Origin of the sequence: Flammeovirga sp. MY04, assembly GCF_001682195.2 — a bacterium.
Taxonomy (GTDB): Bacteria; Bacteroidota; Bacteroidia; order Cytophagales; family Flammeovirgaceae; genus Flammeovirga; species Flammeovirga yaeyamensis.
Window position 1 is genome coordinate 1659062 of the sequence record NZ_CP003561.2, and the last position, 23702, is coordinate 1682763.

Here is a 23702-nt window from a genome sequence, read left to right on the forward strand (position 1 = left end):
TACACTTCTGAATATGATTGATTATTAAGTTCAGTGGTGTAATAAAAATTATAAATTACTCATTTATTGTTCGATAATATTTTATAACATCAAATAATTTACACTATTAAAAGGATCATTTTTTTAAAAACGTAACCTTTTTTCCCTTCTAAAAAGAGATATAATAGACCTATCCCAATACACTTACAATCAATTACTTATTGATCTATTTAATTTTAGATATTCTCTTTGGCTATATTTTAGTCGTAATTTTTTTTGTTTATATTTCATTATCAACCCAAAACTATCTTCTATATGAAAAGAAATGTTTTAATCACAGGTACATCCACAGGTGTTGGATTGGAAGCTTCTATTCTCTTTGCTAAAAATGGATTTAAGGTCTATGCTACAATGAGAAATCTCAAAAAAGCAGATGCTCTGAAAGACGCTATTGAAAAAGAGCAATTGGATATCGAGATTCTACCTTTGGATGTCACCGACTTATCGTCTATTAAAAAGGCTGTAGATACTATTATAGCTAATGATGGAAAAATAGACGTCTTATTTAATAATGCAGGGGCCGGATTTGCAAAAACTACCGAACAAACATCTGAAGAAGAAATTCGATGGGTGACCGATGTAAATTACCACGGTGTAGTCTTCTGCACCAAAGAAGTGCTACCACATATGAGAAAACAGAATGGTGGACAAATTATTACGATCACTTCTGTGGGAGGCTTAGTGGGACAACCTTTCAATGAGTTCTACTGTGGAGCCAAGTTCGCTGTAGAAGGTTACATGGAAGCATTGGCGACCTATGTTTCAAAACCTTTCAACATTAAAATTACAAATGTTGAGCCGGGTGGTATTTCAACAGAATTTATGGCTTCAACTGTTCAGAAAACTTCTTCCAACGGGCAGTTTGCTATGGGTGAGTATCAAGGAATCTTTGAGAAGTACATGGCTGGCAGTCAGGAAAGAGCTAAAAGTAGTGAAATTCCGATTTATCAAACAGGTAAAGAAGTGTCTGAAGTAGTCCTTCAAGTCGCTCAAAATGAAAATCCTCCTTTAAGAATAAGAAGTTCCGAATGGGCCGAACGTTTTTGTCAGTTAAAAACACAAGCAGATCCCGACGGAACAAAACTTCGTGATATGATTGCAAGTAGTTTCCTTTAGAAAAAAGAAATGCACTAAGAAAACTCTTAGTGCATTTACTACTTTCACCAATTCAATGTTACTTAATAATAATTTTATGTGTTTCCACGAATTGCTTATCCACATTTAATTTTAGGATATACATTCCGCTTGACAATTCTTTTAATGGCAACAATTCTGAATACAATCCTGCTTCTTGCTGATCGTATGTTTTTCTAAATATTGTCTGACCATTGATATCAACCAATTCCATTTCTACGCTTGTATTTTCATCCACTTTATAAGCCACTACTGACTTACCATCAGTCACCGGATTTGGATAAACTACTGAGTGATCAAAAGTGCCGAAATCCAAGTGTATTGGCTGACCGTTTTTATCTGTGCTGTTCATCACTGCAGATGGATCGTCGATGATTTCTACATAGATAAGGTAGGCAACGAAACCGTTCTCTTTACCATCATCAGCGGCAAATACCAACTGCCCTACTCCTTCTTGGATTGGGTTGATATTAATAAAGGTTTGACCCAATGATAAATCGACAATATCTGGAGTGTAGTTACCCGCGTAAATCAATAGTTCATCACCGTCGGGATCGTTAAATAGATCGTCTGGACTGATCGTGATTGCTTGAACTGTATCCGCCAAATTCACTCTGATGATGGCATAATCCATATTCAACATCGGAGGTCTGTTTTTATGCGTCACCTCAATCAATGTCGTATCTACTGTGATGTTGCCAAATTCATCAGCTACTGAGATTGGAAGATGATACAAGCCCTCACTTTCGTAATCAGCTATCACTTTTAAAGAAGCCGTCTGATCTCCATCTTGTTGGAAATGATAAACGATATTTTGAATATCATTTGAATCTATTTGAATGCTCATCGCATCTCCTTCTGGATCTTCAAAAAGATAATTGAAGGTATATTCTCCATCTTCGCTCACTCGAAGTGTATCTTGATAGCTATTTGGTGTATGTAAAAATTCTGGACGTCCATTTACATTCACTTTTAACTTAATGATGTCTTTCTCTTTTGCTGCATCATTGGTCAACACAATAATTGAAGCTACATTCTCGCCCGGTTTTGCTCCCGAAGCATTAACGGTAGCAGTTACTTCAGATTGTCCTCCTTGTAAGAGCACATTTTCTTTTTGATCCAATGACAACCAATTGTTTTCACCACTAGCCGTTAAAGGACGAATCTTCCATGCAAACTTCTCATAACCATGTGCTTGCCACCAATTATATTTTCCATCTACTGCTTCTCCGCCGTAAACTCCACTGTAACAATTGTCTAGAATTGCACGATCTTCAGTACTATTAAAACCCATGTACTTAGGAGCAACAGGAAGTGCAACACCAATAAAGAAAGTCTCCCCTTCTGGAATATGGAAAGGTTGATCTAATTTGAAGTACATCCAATCTTCGTCGATTTTTTCGGTGATTTTGAATCTTTGATCCAACAATAACTGACCATCTTGAGGTAAATCTCCACCTTGGTGAATCATAATACGCACATACTCATTGATGCTCTGAATGTAAGAATAGACTTTCACATGAGTCACATCAAATCCACCTGAAGGAGCAACAAATCGATTGGCAAATCCTAATTTTGCACCCACTACAAAAGGAGTAAATACACCATCTGCTTCTTCACTACGATCCAAGGCCAATGAATCGACTACCACTCCGTTTGTTCTTGTAATTTCTCCTATTTCCTCAATAGCTCCCGGAATAACCGTTGGGTCAATTTCTGGTAACACTGCTGGAATAATAGAATATTTCAGTTTCGATTCTCCATTGTTTTCAATAGAAAACTTATAGTCCAATGTGTCTGTACTTCTCATTGTGTACTCCTGATCGGTAGCATCCCAAACAAAAACAGGTGAGTCCACTAATTTTGCAGTGATATTTGATGAAGCTTCACCTGTAGTATTTATAAAGTTCAGCTGTCCATTTACATCACTTTTTTCTGATACAGGCAAGACAAACTTAATATTCACTACTTCCCAAGGTCGAATCACAATTGGAGACAATAATGTCCCTGAACTGTTCATAATCATTTGATTACCTTCTTCATCAAAGAAGTTAGCAGCCTCTAAATTAGTTCTTGTTATTTTAGTGACCTTAAGATCATTATTCCCAATATTCATCAATTGGATCTCATCTGAAATACTTAAGTTTTCCTTGTATACTACCTCATCAAAATCGACATCATTTAGTACAGATAATTCCGGTGATCCTGTTACATTTACTTTTACAGGTACCTCAATCAATGGTTTGATATCGCTATTTGTACGTACTCTTAGCGTATCAAAATACGTCCCATTATAGTTATATCTTGATGTATTGACCGATAGTACATAATTGTCTTTTGCATTTGCACTTGCTTTATGATGTACAGGAGGAACGATAGCAATCGAAGAGCGATTTGTTAGGTACGATTGATTCACAATAAGTACGCTTTCGTCTTCTAAAGTGTATTTCTCATCTGGACTTTCTAAACCATATTTTAGCAATCCACCCCATGTATCCAGCTTTTTGTAGTGGAAATAAATACGACCGTCTTTCACGATTTCCAAACCAAAACTTAATATACCTGGACTTGATGTAGCGTCTTTACCTATAAAGTTGTTCCACTGTACCAACATACGGTCGTCTGTCACTTTATAGTAGATACTATCTGTTCCCGAATACTTTAAGTAAGACCAGAAAGGAGCAAGAATACCACTCACACCATCCTCTTTTTCAAAACGCTGGTAAAGGAAATCTTCTTCCATTGGAAGTACTGAGGCCATACCATGAACAGACACCCAAATACTGTCGTATTCACCACCATAGAAAGGAAAATTAAATGGTAAACCGATCGCCATAGGCTTGTTGTCTTCTACAGGAAGTACGTTTTCATCTTTGATATTCTCCCAACGATAGAAGTTATTTTCTTCGTTGCTCGTATGCCAAGTGTATCCGTAATTGTCTTTCATAAAACCGAAAGCTGTGCTATCGAATACATCGTTAATCGACTCATTTCGAAGTGAAGTAAATAAACCTTCTTGAATGACATATTCGAAGTCGACTCCATTACTTTCATTCTGAATATAGACATCAACATTTTCTACCTCTCCGATAGTAGCATCTACAACTATTTCTGATGGGAAGTTATGCGAATAATCAGCATCAAAAATACCTTCTCCAATAATGGTTGAACGAGTGATACTTCCATCACTAAATGTAACAGTAGCCACTGCCTCCTCCTTACTATTTGATGTTGGCGTATAGATTATTGGCAAAGGGAAGTTCGATTGACCTTTGATTTCCGTTCCTATCAATTCATTATCAAAAGAGAACACATCGTTGTTGATATCTATAGAAGAAATCGTTACTGCTGCTGATCCCGTATTTTCTACATGAATAAAATTCTTTTCGAATAAACCGATTTTTACATCAGCAAAAAGAACAGAATCGACTGCACTCATTTCTGGCTCACCGTGTACATTTACTGTAAATGGAACGGTTGTCGATCCTTCTACTGTATTCGATGAAACCACAATTGAGTTATGGTATGTTCCATTAATTTGCTGGTTGAACTCAGGGTCTAAAGTAACCTTTAAATCGACGCTATTTCCTGGAGCTACAACACCTTTGTAAGGTTCCACATCAAATACCATGTTGATATCTTGAGATGGCTCAAAAGCGACCGTTGTACCGTTTTTCAACAACAAGGCATCGTCGTCGAAATCTTTGTACATCAATGTATCTTCAGTGGTAAAACCAAGCGTGTAGACTCTGTATCTTGTTTCCGGATCGATGTCTTCAACATTCACATAGTTGTATTCGATCAATCCGTTTCTATGAAATACAATTTGATACTCCAATTCCGCATTTCTAATATTGAATTTAGAATTTTCATAGATAATGTGATTGGTCTTCATGGAAACCACAAACTTATCACCATACGCATGGTATTTCATTTCAATCGCCCTTTGGAAACCATCTTCGAAATCGATCGGACTACAGGCCACATAATTATAAAGGAATACTCGAGCGTTATAGGTGATATCGAACTTGCTTAACTTCTCGTTGAAGAAAGGAAACTCCATTCCGAAATCATATGTTGCAAAGGTTACTTCAGGATCGATATCTTGACCAATTTGCTGAAGTTCATCCCAAAGCTTACCATCAAAAGGTGCAGATTTAATGGAATAACTTAACGCTTCTGGCAATACACCACCTTTTAAAGCTAACTGACTATAAGGCGTTAAATCGTATTCCAAATCGGCTTGTGAACCGGTATTTTCTAGCGTTAATATCACCTCTTTAGTTGTGCCATAATCAATATCGATATCCGTATCTTCCAATGTTGCATTCAGTGTTGGTGGCACGACACTCATTACTGTTAGTGGAACATTGATTTTACCTGCATCCGTATCTAGAATTAATGTTTTTCTATGGATTCCATCAGATGATATGGTGAAAGGAAAACTAAATTCTTGAGTTGATTTTGCTTCTACAGTGATCGGTTCTTCTAACGTCACTGCCTGTCCATCGATCTCATATCCGTTAATCAGCAAATCGCCCAATCCTGTATTCTCTAAGATTATTTGATGTACCTTTTCAACATTCGTAAAACATTCTAGCTCGTACTGTTTCTCTAAATCAATAGCAGCAGAATGTCCTGTGACATTAACCTCTACCTCAATATTTACAATAGGTTTATGGATGTCGTTAGTTAAGATACCCAAAGAAGCCAAGTGTTTACCATTGGTTAAAGATTGTGCGTCTACAGTGGCAGTTACCGAAGAAGTTTCCCCCGATTCGATTTTACCTGAGGTTGGATCGATAAATACGAAAGAACCGTTGCTACCCGTACTTAATACTCTCAATAAAGGTATCGTACTTCTAGCAGAAAGTACCAACGACGATTGATAAGTTCTACCGTTATCTCTCGAAACTATAAAGTTATCGACTTCTGAAGGAATAAATCCAAACTGCAATAATAGTGGTCTTTCGATTTCTTTAGGAAAATGAATGACTGCCCAAAATGTCTCATTTTCATCAAAAAATTGAGGTTGATACAGAGGCATTCTGTAGTATTTCATCACATCCACCGTATCAGGATAGTATTCTTGAGTGTAGACTACTTCCGACTCCAACAAGTTTCTATACCCGCCTTTTCTGATTTCTATAAAGAACGGTTTATCGCTTACCGTTGGAATCATACCTAGTTCGATATGTGTTAAATTGAATTCATAATCGTAAGGAATATGGAAACGTGTCGCGAAAATTAAACCTGCATTGGGATTACCAGAACCTGCAATGATACTTGGACCTTCGTACAATTCATACGACATACCCGATACATATTCTGTGACATCATTTTTCCAATGCTCGTTCGAATGAAGCATCGCTTCTGACACTTCCGTCACTTCCATAGAAGTCGGGATTTCCATGGTACGACTAGCAGAATTAAGATTCACTTCATTATTAAAATTCAAAGGCATGCTTAACACCTCATTCACTTCTTCTTGAGCAACTGAAGCCGTTTGTGTTGCTATTCCATATTCTTCATGATAATTGTGTTCGTTGGTCACCATTGCTGCCCAATACACCGCACCGTCTCCAATATTTGAAAACTCTAATGGAGCCTCAACAGTAGTTTGATTTTCTACATCGATAAGCACAGAAATCTGATTTGTATTCGACATGAAATGAGGTTCGTCAACCGTCGTCACCTTCAGAATATTTGATATTTCCGAAAGGTTAGAAAACTGATCTACAGATTTCACCGCGAACCAATAATCTGATTTCTTCAATAGCTGATTGAAACGCACTCTGAACGTATCTCCCTCAGCCATATTATTTTCGATTCCAAAAATTAACTGGCTATTGAAGTTCTCTTCAGTAATCTCTTCTGTCGAAAAAGCTAAATAGAATACGCCGGGACCATTACTGTCTTCGTCTTCTGGAACTGTCCATTCTAAAGTTACTTCATCATGAAGAATTTCAGCTGCCGTTAAATCATCAATTGCATTGGGTGGAATACGGTTGTCGTCTACCAAAGCATTGGCCGCATTCAATACTCCTCGACCGAACTTGTCGTTGTGTTGGAAAGTGAAAGGATCCACTGAATTCAATAAGATTCTCTTAAGATCATCCGCAGTAAAATCATCACCACCAAATTTAGAAATCACCAATGCTGCCACACCACTTACATGTGGACAAGCCATTGATGTCCCTTCCATATAGCCGTAGTTGTTATTGGTTAGGGTACTCAAAATACCTCCTTCTTGATCGAAATTAAGCATATCTCCACCAGGAGCAGCAATATCGATCCAATCGCCTGAAGTGGTGTAATACGATGGTAAACCTGATGGACCTAAGGCAGAAACTGCCACTACTTCATCAAATGCTCCGGGATATTTGTTCTGCATTTCAGTACCTGTGTTACCTGCTGCAAAGAATAAAATACCGCCTTTCATTGGGCTACCTTCAAACTGACCTGCTTCCGCTACAAAATATCTAATGGCCTCTAAAACTTCTGGCTCGTAGTAATTGTCTACATTATATCCCCAAGAGTTCTGAGAAATAACAGCTCCGTTATCGGCTCCATATACAATTGCTTCGGCAAAGTTATTTCCGTTTCTTTCGCGGTAATCGAACACCTGACAAGACATTAGCTTTACACCATTGCCCGATCCATCACCACCAGCAACACCAGCTACACCTACTCCATTGTTGTTTACAGCTCCAACTGTACCCGCTACGTGCGTACCGTGGTCGCCTGGAGTTATTGGTCCTGGAACAATAAAGTTGTAACCGTATACATCATCAACATAACCGTTTCCATCGCTATCCTCACCGGGTGTACCGTTCATTTCTGCTTCGTTCACCCACATGTTACCCACTAAATCTTCATGGTAAGGATCTACCCCTTGGTCAACAATTGCGACAATAATATCTGAGCTTCCAGATGTTACTTCCCAACCCTCTTCCAAGTTGATATCCATATGGAATTCACCACCAATTTCTCTATGGTTAATGTAGTGCCATTGATCAGTCAACAAAGGATCATCAAACTTGAATTCCTCTTCTTGAGTGCTTGTTGCTTTAAAAGCATTTTGCTTAAAAATTACAGGTTGAGAACCATTGTCGATATTCACTTTAGTGTATACCGGTTTCACGATATCCACTTCCGATAAACCTTTGTAATTCTCTATCATTACATAAGGGTCGATGAGTGTATCAAAATCTATTTCGTACCACAAGTGAAGCCCATATTCTCTATGTTTCGCTTCATGTTTGGTAGAAAAAGGGAATACTCTTCTAATAGAATAAATTCCTGCTTGTTGGTTCACATCATCCACATGTGCAATACCTACTTGGTTACCAGAAGATGATAAACGCAAATTCGATGAGGTATTGATGGCATCTTTGGTAAATTTCACTCTGATTTTACCACTTACGATATCGTCCCCCGAAGGCTGATTTTGTTGTCCAAAAGTACTGAAAGCAAAGCCAATACTTAAGAACAGTAATATCAATAATTTCTTCATTTTCTTAATTTTAGCTTCTATTGTTTTTCACGCACAAAACGAACGGTTAAGGCATTGTAATACGTATTCATTACAGCAAAACCGACATTATCCATACTCGTATTCATGAGGAAAACATACCCCATGCCTGTATTCTGATTGATATCGGAAGTCATGATTAACGTCTCTCTATCTTGCGCTTTGAAAATGTGTCGGAAGGCCGGATCTGATGGATCGCTAAACGATAAATACCCTGGGTGATTGATCTCTAAACCTGACTCACCACCTTCTCTTAAGGCTTCTTTTGCATACAATTCACCCCCATACAATCTGATAATATCATCTAGTTCGATAGAAGTAGGAAGTCTCCATCCTTCGGGTGGGTTATTCAACATAGAAGTGATAAAATAATGTCGGCCGTAGTACTTTCTCTCGTCTTCATCATCTAATGCATGACCATCTTCGATGATTGCTCTATAAGCATATCCGTAGTACCATGACATGTTCCCTGGATCTTCCGCATAATTGTAATTATCGGCCATCCATTCCAGACCATTGATCTCCACAAAACGGTATTCTTGGTTATCACGAGCGTCTACCCAAACACCCCATTTCCCTCTAAAACGAAGCTTCACGGTATCTGTGGAAACGGTATTGTTTACCTCTACTTTCCAAGCCAATTCGTATTCAGTATCAGGATCGCCTTTAAACAAAGAATGAGGTAAATCTTTGTTGTAGATTTGAGCGTTTTCATCACTTAATAGAGTCCAACTACCTACACCACCTGCTGGTAAAAAAGCTTCTAAAGTGAAGAATTTTTGGTCTTTATCGTTCAAATCAGTAATTATATCTAACTGATCATCACCAGCAAATGCTCTTAACTCATCAGTCACAAAAGCAAGTTCCTCAGAGACTATTTGATTACCGAAGGTCATGGTCCACTGCACTCTGTAAGCGTTGTTTTTCAGACCGACAAATGCAGCAGTACTATCATTGACCATAGTGATCTGACCACCATTACCCTCGACAATTTCCCATGTTCCAGTTGTACCAAATTTGGGTGCTTCTGCCGTTAAGTAGGTTGAGATATTATTGAATAAAGTGTCTTGAGGAATGACAGTTAAGATCGTTGGTTCCAGCGCTTTGTAAGAAACCGTAATCACATCCGTTTGGTACTGATCACCTTCTCTCACTTCCCATATTAACTGATACGTCACCCCAGGTTCTCCATAAAATTTGGTATTGGGTGAGTGTGCATCTTCGAAAACTCCGTTCTCTCCGATGTACACTTTCCATGTTCCAATTTGTCCTGTCTTTACCGCTTGAGCATTTAATTCTATCATATAGTTTTCGGTTTCTATATCGATAAAACTTGGCCCTGCATCGGCATTTATTTTTATCAATTCGGCATCCTTTTTACACCCAAAGCCTAGCAAGAGTGTAAAAAGAAAACCGATTGTTCTTATCGTGATTTTACTCATACGAAGTTTATTTAATCAATTGGTTGTTTGATGTTAGTAACCCTCATTCTGATCTGCCTCCGAGATATTACTGTTGGCATCAATTTCTGATTGAGGAATTGGGAAAGTCATTCTATAATAATCCGGATCATTTGATGTAAAATTGAATTTCACCCAATGGTTACCCTCCCTTACAAATGGCAACTGACGTCTTTTGATATCGTTCCATCTAAAGCCTTCTCCGAATAACTCTTTTCTTCTCTCCAATAGGATTTCATTAATGAGTTCCTGACCTGTATTTGTGCTTTTTCTTACGCCAGGGTACGATCGAGATTGAATTAAATACAAAGCATCTTGTGCCTTTGAATAGTTACCCAATTCTGCTTCACACTCGGCTTCTATCAAATGCATTTCTGAGGCACGAATGACAATTCTTTCGGCATTTCCAACTACGGCATTGTGACCAAACTTTAAGATCAAATGTCTATTTTCATCAATTTCAGGCTCCATCAAAAAGAAACCTGCTCTCGCATCATCGTTAGAAAACTTTTCTACAAACTTATCGTTTGCTCTCATCGAACTATAACCTGCTACCGGCCAATAGAAAGAGGGTAAACTTAGGTAGATGTTGTTATCTTCCTGAGTGTAAGCAATAGCATAAATAGTCTCTGAGTTTCTAAACATAAACCCAGCATACATATCGTTAATCGACATTAAATCTAGGTCTTTATGTGCCATTTGAGCATAATCTCTGGCCTTCTCCCATTCACCAATATCTAAATAGGTTCTCGCCAATAATGCATAGGCACCTCGTTTAGAAAAGAATCCTTGGTCGAACTCATCCTGATCCAAATCCGTCAATAACTCCAACGATTTTAATAAATCTGAGGCAATAAATTCATAGGTATTTTGAACCGTAGATCTTCCTAAGTCTTCTTCATCAATCCCTAAAATTCTATCCGCTTCCATGATCGATAAAGCATTAGGATTTCGTTTGTAAGCCTGAGAATACATTTGCACCAATTTTAAGTGAACATAGGCTCTCAATGCTCGGGCTTGCCCTTCCAATTCGTTCATCTCTTCTTGTGAGGCTCCTGGAATAGATTGTGCATTTTCTACGATTTTATTTACATCGTAAGCCAATTTATAACCCGACCACCAAGGTGCATCTACATACGTATAAGTAGGGAGCACATTCATTTGATATACCTGAGTGAACCAGTTCCAGTTATCGACTGAATTGATCATCAAGTCTTCTCCCATAATATCTGACATGATGGGATTGTAAAGTCCTCCGAAATTTGGAGAACTTAATTGATCATAAGCACCTATTAACGCTGCTCTAGCATTATTATAGTTGGTAAAAACCTCATTTTCCTCGATGGCATCTGTTGGTTTCAATTCTAAGAAATCATTAGAGCAAGAAAATAAAACCGTAAGTGATAAAAAGGTGATGAAGCTATTTTTTATAGTTGATATCATTATTCCTATTCCTTAAAAATCTAAATTGAAACCTGTAGAGATGACTTTTACACCTGGGATATTACTTCCAGTAACACCATTAATACTCATCTCTGGATCGAATCCTTTATAGTTGGTGAATGTCAATAAGTTTTCTCCCGAAACGAATGCTCTTACTCCACTTAATTTTGCTTTTTCACAAAGACGTTTTGGTAATCTGTAAGCTAAAGTGACATTCTTCAAACGCACATAAGATCCATCTTCTAAGAATCTAGATGACATTTCGTTTCCTCTATCCGTGTTGTTGGCAACATATCTAGGCACGTTGGTATAAATATTATCTGGAGTCCAAGCATTCAAGGCATCAGCAGCTAAATTATACCCAGTATGAACACCGTCGTGCATGTTTACAGCGTAATCGTGGTTGTAGACTTTGTTTCCGTAATTGAAAGAAACAAACATACTTAGCTCTAAATTTTTGTAGCCTAATGTATAATTCAGTCCACCAAATAATGAAGGTAATGCAGTTCCTAAACGAACTCTTTCAGCATCGTTATACTCACTTGTAACCATTTTACCAGAACCATGTGGATCGTTAAATGCTGAACTTGGCATCACTTCTCCTTGCTCTCCAGAATGATTTACATACCACATCGGACGACCATTTTCAGGGTTCACCCCTGCCCATTCTCTCAAATAGAATTGGTACATGCTACCTCCCTCTTCTATAATTTTAGTTCCACTGATAATTCTCTCAGTAGTTAAAGTCTTTATGGTATTCTCGTTTGTTGATAAGTTAAAACCAATAGTACTATAGAATTTAGGACCTGTAACAATATCATAAGATACAGCGACTTCCACACCTTTGTTGTCCATTGCACCAAGGTTGGTTAGAATAGAACCAAAACCTTTTGATGCTGATAATGGCTGATTGAACAATAAGCCATCTGAGTGACGAATGTAGTATTCTGCAGACAACGACATTTTGTTGAATAATCTCGATTCAAATCCTGCATTGAAGCTTGTGATTTTTTCCCACTGTAGGTCCTCATTGGCTCTAGATACTGGTGTCAGACCTGCATAACCTCCATAATTGGCTCCACTTCCATACAAACCAAGTGATTGATAATTACCAATAGAGTTATTGCCTGAAGTACCATAACTTGCTCTTAATTTCAAGTGGTTGATCCAAGTAATATCTTGCATGAAAGTCTCATTATTGATTCTCCATCCACCACCTAACGAATAGAACATTCCGTATTTATTATTTTTACCGAACCTAGAACTACCGTCGGTACGAATACTACCACTGAAGTAATACTTATCTTTAATATCAACTTTAGCTTGTCCTAGATAAGACACCAACGTCCATTCCGAAGTAAAACTTCCAGGCTGAGAGGGTTTCGATCCCCAAACCAAATCGTAATAGCCATCCACAGAAAAATCGGTTACTCCACTCGACAGTGTAGAGATACTTTGTCCTGCTGCTTCTTGACCAGCTAAGATTTCAAAAGAGAAATCCTTTCTGTAATAATTATATATAAATAGGTTAGAGATGTTCCAAGCCATATTATCGGTCTGAGACATGCTACTTCTACCATTTACACCAGCACCATTACCATGTTCCGGGTTGTAGTAGTTTAAGCCTTTGTTGATGGAATTATCTACTCCAAGTGTCGTTTTAAATGCAAAATTCTTAGTAAAATCAACATTAAGATAGGCATTCAAAAGTCCTCTTTTGGTCTCATACAAGTATTTATCTTTCTCAGCTAACCCGATTGGGTTGAAGTCAAATACAGCATTATTGTCCCAATTATATGTGCCATCGGAATTATATACCGGAGAGGTAGCATTGATAATTTCTACAGATCTCACTGGATTGGCTCCACCCGAACCACTTGGAGGTGCGTTTGTTTTTGAGTAAGACAACATAGAGTTTACTCCGGCAGTCAAGAAGTCATTGATCTTATGAGAAACATTTACCTTACTTGTGTATCGGGTAAAGTTTGAACTAAGAATTGTTCCGGTATCATCATAATAACCTAAAGAAAAGAATACTTTAGTTAATTCATTTCCTCCAGTAATATTTAAATTATGGTTATTAATCAAACCATTTTTATAAAGCTCATCTCTCCAATTGGTGTTGGTATGTACATGTGTTCCATCTATCACTTTACCATTTTGATCTAAAGGATTTTCCGAACTGAAAGGATTGAAACCAACAATGCCTTCTACACTGTTATGTGCAAACTGACGTGCTTCTTCAACAGTCATATTATCCAATAAACCTTGATTGTATAACCCCATCCAGCTATGCTCATAGATCTGAGACGAGTTCATCAATTGATATCCATCAGAAACACGACTAGACACCCCAAACTGAGAGTTTAATGAGATTTTAGTTTCTCCTGTTTTTCCTTGATTTGTCGTAATTATAATTACACCATTTGCGGCACGTGAACCATACAAAGAGGCAGCAGCAGCATCTTTTAAAACAGTGATACTTGCAATATCATTTGGGTTAATATCAGAGATGGAACCCGTCATAGGTACACCATCTAAAACATAAAGTGGAGAACTACTCGCCGTTAATGAACCGATTCCACGAATTCTCACCGTAGAAGTAGCACCCGGCTGACCTGAACTACTCGATACCATTAAACCAGGAGTAGTTCCCTGTAATGCTTTATCGAAAGAGGTTACAGCTCTGTTTTTTAGCACTTCATCATCTACGACTTCCGCTGAACCCGTAAAAGCTTCTTTGGTCGAAGTACCATAAGCAACCACCATTACTTCCTCTAGGTGTTGCATGTCCTGTTTTAACTTTACATTAATCACAGAACGGTTATTTACTTTTTCATATACATCGGCCATACCAATAAAAGTATACACCAAAGTAGATGAATCGGAAGGTACAGTAATTTTGTAATTCCCTTCCATGTCGGTCACAGTAATGATATCTGTACCTTGAATTTGAATGTTTACGATAGGAAGTTCAGCTCCTTCTTCGTCGACAACTTTACCTTTCACAATTCTATTCTGACCAAACAAGGCAGAAACTGTGATAAGCTGAAGCAGAAAGAATACGAATAGATTCTTCATGAATTATGATTTGAATTGGTAGTTATAAATGATGGAATAGATAACTGGTTATTTATATTCGGTTTAAGTTGAGGTAGCCCAACAACTCATCGATACAAAGAGAATCACTCTTAATTCTCTATGAATATCAAGAGTTAAAAGGCTACCTTTTCATAGGTAAAAATAGGTGTCAGTTATTCACATACAGATAGAAGTTCATCGATGGCCGCATCACGATCATCTACTTCTCCATAGTAACCCCACTCATTTAGATCTCTAATAGATGCCTTCACGCTCGCGTTATAAGGATTATCAAAGTCTCCATTCTTAATTTTGTTCAATATCATAGATAAAGAACAGAATGAAACTGTTGATTCCTTAGGCATATCTAAAGTGAAGTAGGTATAGTTAGGGTATTTAGGAGTTAACGTTTCTAATACATTAAATGCATCTAATTCAGTTACTTCCCCAATATTTAATGAAACATTAGTCGCTTTAGTAATGGCAGAAAAACCTTCTAGTTTAATTACACTTGAAATCCCAATTCCACCGCTTTCTTCTGAAGGATTATTAATTGTAATCCAAATTTCACCACCTTCAGTAAGTTTAGAGAAACCGTTAAACCAGCTCACTTTTTCAGAAATAAATATTCTTGTTTTTGTTACTTGATATTGAGAAATCCTGTTTTCAGCAACTAGCAATTCATTAAATACATCCATAACGCTTAATGTTCCGTTATTGATAAAGGTAATGTTCTCACCAGAGTAATTGATCATATTGTTAAATGACTCAATTGCAGTAATATTTGAGTTTCCTTCTACATTAATATCTCCTAAAACCGTAGTTAATTTCTCGAAAGATGGGAATACTGAGAACCCTGTTGAAGCTACTGACGAACCTCCGCCAATACCAATTCCACCTGCTGGAGCATTGTTTCCAATATTCAATTTACCGTTCACTGTAGTCAATTCATCTAAAGAAAGATTGACTAACTCGGAATTCCAAATCACTTCAAGTTCACCCAATGTAGTTCCCTCAACAGTAATGTCAGTAAACTTAGTTTTTTCCAAACTCAATTTACCGCCCACATTTCCAATATTAACGGCTCCAGTGCCTCCGAAACGAATCGTTAGGTTACCTTCAACATCAAGACCATTGATTTTTACTGTAGTTAATGCACCATAGTTATTGTAATCAGGATCTTCTGCCCAGTAACTATCAATCACTAAAGATTGAGCATATGAAATCGACTCGAATGACACCGTTTCTAATAAAATGTTATTTACGATTTCAACGCCTTCTGCTACAAACGCTAGTTTATTAGCAACAATTGAAGTGTGTTCTCCATTATCTCTATCGTATAAACGCCCAGCAATTGTGAAAAGGTTATCGAAAGTTACTCCTCCTTTTACTTCAGAAAGCACCACGTCTCCACCAATAGTTTCTAGTGCTAACAGTTGAGCATCCATCACTTCAGAAATCTGTAAGTTTCCTCCAATCACTCGAAGTGTCGATAACGCTTCTACTTGCTCAGCAGAAGTTACAAGAACATTACCTGTTACAATCGATGCTCCTTGTGCTTTATAAGAAGCATAATTTTCTGCAGTTAATAAATCTCCATAATAAATAGAATTATTCCCTCCTTCAACTTCTTCTTTGATTGAATCTAAACTATCAGCAATTTCACCATATTGTTCAGATAACTTTTCGTTCTCTGCAATTAGGTCAGCCATAGCATCGTCCATTTCTTGAAGCTTCACTAATAAAGCTTGTTGATGTGCCTCTTGTAAAGCAGCCAATTCCTGATCTAAGCTATCCAAGTTTTGGTTTAGCTCGTCTACTTTTCCATTTAAGTCATCTAACTGACTTTGGATATCTTGGTCGTCGATCTGACAACTCACTACACAGCAAGAAAGTGCAAGTGATAATAGTATAAGTTTGTTACGAAACATGATTAAAAAGTTTAAATAAATAGATTACGAGTGGTTACATAAATAGTATTGACCGTAAAGATTCTCGAAATAAACCTATCCGCCTAACTTGTATTATATCAAGTCGTACCAATACATTCAATGATACATTTTCCACGAGTGACACACCTAAACGGCATTCAGTGGTACACATTAAGTAACTAATAATTTGCTATTTATAAATTTCACACTTTTCTTATCGAAGAAATAAATCATTTAATGATAATTGTGTTTTAATAAGGAATCAATTTTAAATATTAGGTATTTCTAACATTGTGAATTATGTTTTCTTAAGCACATCTTATAAATTTGTCAGTTGAAGTTTTACTACTAGTTTCGATTATTAAACTTCCAAACAAACCACTAAGATTAAAACCAATATCATCTCATCGCTAGTGTAGTTTCGATTTTAATTTACACTATTATAGAAGGTTTTAATGCGTTGTGTAAACATTACATTCTGCATAATTAACTACCATGATTTTAGACAGTATTTTTCATTTTTCATTATTAGTAGGGGTAATTTTGTCATTTTTACTCTCTATGTATATTTATTTTGTCCCACCAAAAAGTCCTTCTAATATTACATTAGGAAGTCTCATTTTAGTTTGGACAACAACAGTTTTTATTTACGTTTTTAAGTCGGATGAATTCTTTATTAATCATCCTCACTTGTATTCGTTAATAGATCCAGTGGTATTACTTTTCTTTCCTTTGATGTATCTTTATATCAAGTTCTTTTTTATACCGACATCAAAAATTAGCTACAAGATAAGTTTCCACTTTTTACCGATTTTGATCTATTTGATTGTATTCTCTCCCTTTTTAATATTATCATCAGATCAAAAATTAGATCATCTTATCAATGGATTACCTGAGTGGTTTTTGTCTTATAGCTTGCTATTCGATTTAATCATCATTATTCAAGGAATTATCTATTCACTTAAATCATTCAAAATACTCTATCAGTTTAACGACTATTCGTCTATTACCAAAGAATTACAATTATCTGTTCGCTTCATGAAGTTTTTCATGTTCAGCAATATCTTATTGTGGGCAGTAGGGACAGCGGGTGTTGTCTTACAGATATTAGAAGTAAAAGTGACGGTCAACTTTTTCCACTTTTTTTATTTTGGATTAACCTTTTTAATGATGACCATTGGTTTTTGTGCTTTCAAATGGCCTAAATTATTCTTGCAGCTTGATACAGAAAATATAAATAAAGAAGCACCTCCTAAAGAACTTCTTATTGATAATGAACACATCACATCTTCATTTAATACGCATTCAAGTGCTGATAGTCAAGTTCTTTTGGGTATTATTGAGACTAAAAAACCTTATTTAAAAAACGACCTCAAAATGCAGGATTTGGTCGAAATCTCAGACTTTTCTTATAAGAAGATTTCCCAAATGCTGAATAACGATCTCAATACTTCTTTCTATGAATTAATGAATGATTTTAGACTAAAGGAAGTAATGCGTTTGATAGATGAAGGAAAACATATTCAATATACCTTACCTCATATTGGCGAACAAGCTGGGTTTAATTCTAAAACCACCTTTAATAGAACTTTCAAACAAAAGATTGGACAGACACCGTCGGAATATATCAAAACACTAGAAAAAGTTACGTCTATAGATAAATAGGATTATTCTACTTATATAAATGATTATTCTATAGTAATGCTTACAACTTTGTCAATTCAATGATAATCACTTGCTTAGACAACTCTAAAGGAATAACTTATATAGTATATACTACATTACTCTGATGTTCAACTATCAAATTAAAAATTGATAACCCGTACACATAACTAATTTTAGACTGATAGCTTTTTCTTAACGGTAATGCTACAAAAATTTAGGAAGCCAATATACATGAGTTCGCTTGCCATGATTACTATTTTCATGGTCGATCTTTACATCCCATTAGGCGTTGCTGTGGGTGTAATGTATGTGTGTTGTATTGCCTTATTACTGAGAGAAAAAAAAGAAGTCACCCTTAAATTATCATTATTATCCACATTTCTCACTAGCATTATTCCGGTTTTAACTTTTGATGAAAGAACCACTTGGATGGCTTTTGTGAATAGAGGAATCTCCATTTTATCGATTTGGATCCTTTATATTATTGCTGTTCAACACAAAAAACTAAATGATGAAAAAGCATCATACATCAAAAAATTAGAGCAAAACAATAAAGAACAAGAGCAATTTATTTACATTACAAGTCACGATCTACAAGAACCATTAAACACTATATCTAGCTTTACTAGTATTTTAAAAGATAAATACTCCTCTGTTTTAGACGAGACTGGTAAAAAATGTGTGAATTATATTCATCTTTCTAGTCAACGAATGAGCACACTTATCAAAGATTTATTAGAATACGAACGTATTGGTCGACGATTAATACTTGAAGAAGTAGACTGTAATTTATTGGTAAAAGAAGTACTTGAAGATCTACATCAAAAGATTGAAGCTAATAATGCTTCTATACTTATTAACGATTTACCTATGGTGAATGTCATCAAAAATGAATTTGGTTTATTATTCCAAAACCTTATTTCCAATGCTATTAAATTTGGTCCCATTGACGATCATCCAATTATAGAAATCAATGCAGTAAGAAAGCAAAACAGTTGGGTTTTCAGTGTTAAAGACAATGGTATTGGTATTGATCAACAACATCATAATAAAATATTCATCATCTTTCAACGATTACATAGTTCCCATGAATATCAAGGAACAGGTATAGGTTTGGCTCATTGTAAAAAAATAGTCGATCTTCACCATGGGAAAATTTGGGTAGAATCAACTCTTGGTAAAGGAACAACTTTTTATTTTGAAATACCTACTAGTCAATCCTAAAAAAAGTGCTGCATCTATTTTAGAAATAGACACAACACTCATTTTAACTAAGGTATAAAATCTAACCACTTTTCTTTAAACAAATCGGGTCGAGGAACAAACTTGAATTTATCGTTATCCTCTTCGTATTGCTTATAGATGGGTTTATTCGGTTGAATATCAAATTCTCGATAGATACGAGGTTTCTTTACTACCAATTCAGATTTTTCGTACATCGGATTCTTTTGCCATTTCATCTCATTATCCTGATTCAATAAAGGATAATAAGCCAATCCTTTGTGGGCTCTAACATCATCATAATCGAAACCATAGTCCCTATCGCACCATGCACCAAATGTTAAAGGATTTTTGGGGTCTGCAGATATTGTCGCATGCGCCCAAAATGGAGGAACGATAATCACATCTCCAGGCTCGCCAATTACGGCATAACATCTACCCGGATTATCTTTGGCATATTCCTGCATGTAAATAATGGCTTTTCCGCTCCAAATCTCATACACTTCTGGTGTGGACCAATCGTTCGCATAAGCCGATGTTTTATGAATATGTCCTTGACTACGAATTGGTTCTTGTCCCAAACGACCTTTAGAGTAAGTCACTAAACCAAACAATAAATGTTGCTCGTTTAGTTGTTGCTGATGTTGTTTTTTCCCCACATCCATTGCAATAGAATATACTTTTTCTGGTCCATCGCAATTGGGTTCTAAGAGGCTTTTTCTTATAGCATCTAACGTACGTACTTCTACATCTGGACCGAAGCAGCCTTCTCCATATTCAAAATTGAAGGATTCGTAATTGGCAAATATATTAATGCCTTGATCGAAGAGTTTTTCCATGATGTTTGCTTTTAAGATCTCACATATGCTTTAAGTGTCGCACACTCTTTGCCTTGGCTTGGTCCACAAGGACGGATAGTATATTCTGAGATGTTTGCTGGTATTACAGCTACTTCAGCATAGTTGACTACAAAAGGTTCAAACACTTCTGTTGGTGATTCTACCACTACTTGATCCCCTTCTACCAAACAGAAAACTTCTACTCCAAAAGGAGTTTTATGATGTACTTCTTTTGTAAACCAATGACGACGAGTTTCTATAAATTCTCTTTCGTGAAGGCCTGTTCTTTCTTCTCTCCAACCATCTCCTTGCGATACCTCTTGCACTGCATTCACCAAATTATTCTTCGTCCATTCTGTCGTTCTGTCCCATTTCATCACGTTCTCACCATGCTTTAAATTGATCGGTCTTGGTTTACCATCTAAACCAACACGTCCCCAATCCCAAAGCTTAAATGTGAAAATATATGGAGTCGCACTAATTTCTAGCACCATAGAATCTTTACCCGAACAGTGAATTGTTCCTGCAGGTATCAAAACATGATCGTGTTTTTTCACAGGCCACACCTCCACATGTTTATCGGCATCAAACTCTTCCAAACCTTGTTGTGCTCGGTTCAAATCATTGATACATTCTTCTGGATTTACGCCTTCTTTAAAACCTAGATACACAATAGCATCCTTCTTGGCGTCCATCATATAATAGCTTTCGTCTTGGGTATAATGCAAGCCAAATTTCTCCTGAATGTACTCTGTTAATGGGTGCACTTGTAAGGACAAATTTCCTCCCTCCATTGTATCCAAAAAGTCAAAACGAATAGGGAATTCATCACCAAATCTTGCGTGAACAGCATCGCCCATTAATTCTACTGGGTGTTTGAATACTACATTAATGGAAGGTAATTCTACTAACTCTCCATCCACTTCGAGTAATAAACTATTTTCCTCTGGTACACAGTTAAAACACCAAGCGTAGTTTTGTGCCGATGGATCTAGATTACACTTTTCTTTCATCCACTGACCACCCCATGGACCTGGATCAAAAAATGGCACTACAGAGAACGGTTGATTGACGGTTTGTGCATACCCTTTTAAAGCCGCCTCGCCTGAAATCATTTTAGGACTACCTTTTAAGTTGGTATCCAATATCAAGTCAATTTTATCAAAAAGCTTTTTCTTAAAACGGTCGCATACTCTCCAATCCACAAAGAAGCCTTGCTTGTATAGTAGCATCCAATCTTCTGAACCACGATTACTTACCCCAAGGTTGTCTACTTCATGACGTCTCATTCTTTGTTGGATTTCCCAACGGGCCATATCCGCATACACCAAGGTTTCTTCACCCGTATATAATTGCGCTGCTCCAGGTCCTATAATCAACACCGAATTAGATTCTTTCGCTACTGCCTCTTTCGCTTCTTCCACTTTGGCTGCATCAAAATAATCTTCGATATTTAATCGAGTGAGGTAACCAAAAATTCTATCGTCAGTTACATCAGGATAAACCATTGATGAAATGTTCTCTTCCGATTTCATCAATTGCTTTGTGTAAATGAGACGTTCAGCGTTCAAACCTTTTTGTAATTCACCGATCAGTTCTTCGATATGAACTCCCTGATAGGTTTCGACAATAATTACCTTCTGATTTTTCTTGCTGTTGGCCACTTCTAAGATTTGAGAAGAGATGTTTTCCCAACCTTTCGCACAAGCGTAATTCCCTTTTACCTTTACTCTTGGTTGATTATTAAACGCTGTCATTGACTTGTTGATTAATTTTTTCGTTCACTAAATAGTTGATACCCCATAGGGCTATATTTTCAGTATCAATAGATGCTTTTACTTCTACATGATGATTGGCAGTCCAAGCATATTTATCTACCCACTCTTGCATGAAAGGCAAAATGATGTCTTTGGAATTCATGATACCGCCACTTACAATTACCCTATCCGGATCGTAGGCGTGAATCATATTGACAATTCCAACAGACCAAACTTTCATGATCTTCTCCACCACATTTTTAGCCACTTGATTTCCCTCTCGGGTTAAATCAAATAATCTTTTGAAATCGATCTTTGATTCTTGTTCAAGTAACTCTTTTCCCCCTTCAGTTTCCTCAATTAAAGATGGTAACCTCCAAGAGGCTGATTGAGATTCTACACAGCCAATATTTCCACAGTTACATTGGCTTCCGTTAATATCAACCGTAAAATGTCCGCCTAAACAACCCGCTTGATAATGCTTTCCGTGTAATAGTTTTCCATTGATCATGGCTGCCCCACCGATACCTGTTCCCAAAGTCATCATCACGATATCGTCTGTTCCTCTTCCTTCACCCTGTTGCCACTCTCCTACAAGAGCAGTTCTTGCATCGTTTTCCATCACAATGGGTAACTGATAAGTAAAATTGGCCCAATCGTTAAAATCGAATTGAATCGCCTCCTCATGTTTGGCATTAATGGCTAGGACCTTGTTATTATCCACATCAACAATACCGGGCATACATAAGCCGATACCTCCAATACTATCGATTTTAGTAGTTGTCTTTTCTAAAAGTTGATCAATCAATTCTTCAAGTACTAAGATTACTTTTAAAAAGGATTGATCCGACATGGAGGGAGCTGAACATGAATACAGTAGTTGATCGTTATCAATAATCCCTGCCTTAATATTGGTTCCTCCGAGATCTATACAGATATTTCTCATACCATCTCCTTTTTATTTTGTACCAACTGAGGTTTTCCATCCACTTCCATCAATCTTGCTCCAAAACCGTCTTTTTCAATAGTGGCGTAATCGTGTCCAGCTTCTGATGGCCAACACGCATTAAACACTAACTTTTCGTCTCCTGTGTTGGCGACTCTATGGGCAATTTTTCCAGGGATATAATGCACAGATCCTGGAGTCATTTCTTCTAACCAAGTTTTACCTTCTTCATCCATAAGAATCAAAGCCCCTTTCCCTTGAATGCACCAATAATATTCTGACGTATCTAACTGAGCATGAAAATGACCGCGCGTCATAAAATATTCATTGTTGACTTTCCCAGGAAAAATGGTAGAGTTTCCAAAATATAAACCACCTTCTTTGCCTTCCTCTATAGGCATGTAAGCTTGCACCTCATAGATTAATTGGTCTTGGTTCATCGATTTTCGAGTAGCTTCATCTTGGAATACATTTTCCAATTGACTTAATTTTTTTTGAGCAGTGATGACTCCCTCACCTGCTAATTTTCCTGATGTAATTTCTAATTGTATAGTTGGCATAAGTAATTGATGTTAGATTAAACATGTTCCAAAAAATCCAGACTTCTAGAGGAAGTATGAGGTGGATTACTGATGGCAAGGTATTTAGTATG

At 36.8% G+C, this 23702-nt stretch carries 12 protein-coding genes; 3 read left to right on the forward strand and 9 right to left on the reverse strand.

All coding sequences use genetic code 11. The features are described from left to right. The first annotated feature begins 294 nt into the window (after positions 1–294). Complete coding sequence (locus tag MY04_RS26080) at positions 295–1155, forward strand: SDR family oxidoreductase (protein ID WP_066215873.1); 861 nt, start codon at positions 295–297, stop codon at positions 1153–1155. A gap of 58 nt (positions 1156–1213) precedes the next feature. Here the strand turns inward: MY04_RS26080 and MY04_RS26085 are convergent, their stop codons facing one another. The 5 genes from MY04_RS26085 to MY04_RS26105 all read right to left on the reverse strand — a co-directional run bounded on the left by MY04_RS26085 (position 1214) and on the right by MY04_RS26105 (position 16622). Further along, positions 1214–8689: a S8 family serine peptidase gene (locus tag MY04_RS26085; protein WP_066215876.1), complete on the reverse strand. Its 7476-nt coding sequence runs from the start codon at positions 8687–8689 to the stop codon at positions 1214–1216. Between the two features lie 17 nt (positions 8690–8706). After that, complete coding sequence (locus MY04_RS26090; RefSeq protein WP_066215880.1) at positions 8707–10149, reverse strand: FISUMP domain-containing protein; 1443 nt, start codon at positions 10147–10149, stop codon at positions 8707–8709. A 33-nt stretch (positions 10150–10182) separates the two neighbouring features. Further along, a complete protein-coding gene (locus tag MY04_RS26095) occupies positions 10183–11610 on the reverse strand; it encodes a RagB/SusD family nutrient uptake outer membrane protein (protein ID WP_066215882.1) in 1428 nt (475 codons plus the stop codon). Between the two features lie 12 nt (positions 11611–11622). Next, the gene (locus MY04_RS26100) at positions 11623–14691 is read right to left on the reverse strand and encodes a SusC/RagA family TonB-linked outer membrane protein (protein WP_066215884.1); all 3069 of its coding nucleotides are present in this window, start codon (positions 14689–14691) and stop codon (positions 11623–11625) included. Between the two features lie 173 nt (positions 14692–14864). Beyond that, on the reverse strand, positions 14865–16622 hold the full coding sequence (locus tag MY04_RS26105; protein ID WP_066215886.1) for a coiled-coil domain-containing protein: 1758 nt from the start codon (positions 16620–16622) through the stop codon (positions 14865–14867). A 561-nt stretch (positions 16623–17183) separates the two neighbouring features. Between MY04_RS26105 and MY04_RS26110 the strand changes: the two genes are divergently transcribed. Then, a complete protein-coding gene (locus MY04_RS26110; RefSeq protein ID WP_158297922.1) occupies positions 17184–18287 on the forward strand; it encodes a helix-turn-helix transcriptional regulator in 1104 nt (367 codons plus the stop codon). Positions 18288–18518: 231 nt separating this feature from the next. Continuing rightward, positions 18519–19511 carry a sensor histidine kinase gene (locus MY04_RS26115; RefSeq protein ID WP_066215890.1) on the forward strand — a complete coding sequence of 331 codons (993 nt, stop codon included), beginning with the start codon at positions 18519–18521 and terminating at the stop codon, positions 19509–19511. Positions 19512–19558: 47 nt separating this feature from the next. Here MY04_RS26115 and MY04_RS26120 read toward each other — a convergent pair whose 3' ends face one another. Genes MY04_RS26120 through MY04_RS26135 form a run of 4 tightly spaced genes read right to left on the reverse strand, consistent with a single transcriptional unit; the run spans position 19559 to position 23610 of the window. Continuing rightward, complete coding sequence (locus MY04_RS26120) at positions 19559–20347, reverse strand: glucose-6-phosphate isomerase family protein (protein ID WP_066215892.1); 789 nt, start codon at positions 20345–20347, stop codon at positions 19559–19561. An 11-nt stretch (positions 20348–20358) separates the two neighbouring features. Continuing rightward, on the reverse strand, positions 20359–22104 hold the full coding sequence (locus tag MY04_RS26125) for a class I mannose-6-phosphate isomerase (RefSeq protein ID WP_066215894.1): 1746 nt from the start codon (positions 22102–22104) through the stop codon (positions 20359–20361). Beyond that, on the reverse strand, positions 22091–23050 hold the full coding sequence (locus MY04_RS26130; protein ID WP_066215896.1) for an ROK family protein: 960 nt from the start codon (positions 23048–23050) through the stop codon (positions 22091–22093). The genes MY04_RS26125 and MY04_RS26130 overlap by 14 nt, the downstream gene beginning before the upstream one ends. After that, positions 23047–23610 carry a glucose-6-phosphate isomerase family protein gene (locus MY04_RS26135; protein ID WP_066215898.1) on the reverse strand — a complete coding sequence of 188 codons (564 nt, stop codon included), beginning with the start codon at positions 23608–23610 and terminating at the stop codon, positions 23047–23049. The genes MY04_RS26130 and MY04_RS26135 overlap by 4 nt, the downstream gene beginning before the upstream one ends. Positions 23611–23702 lie beyond the last annotated feature (92 nt).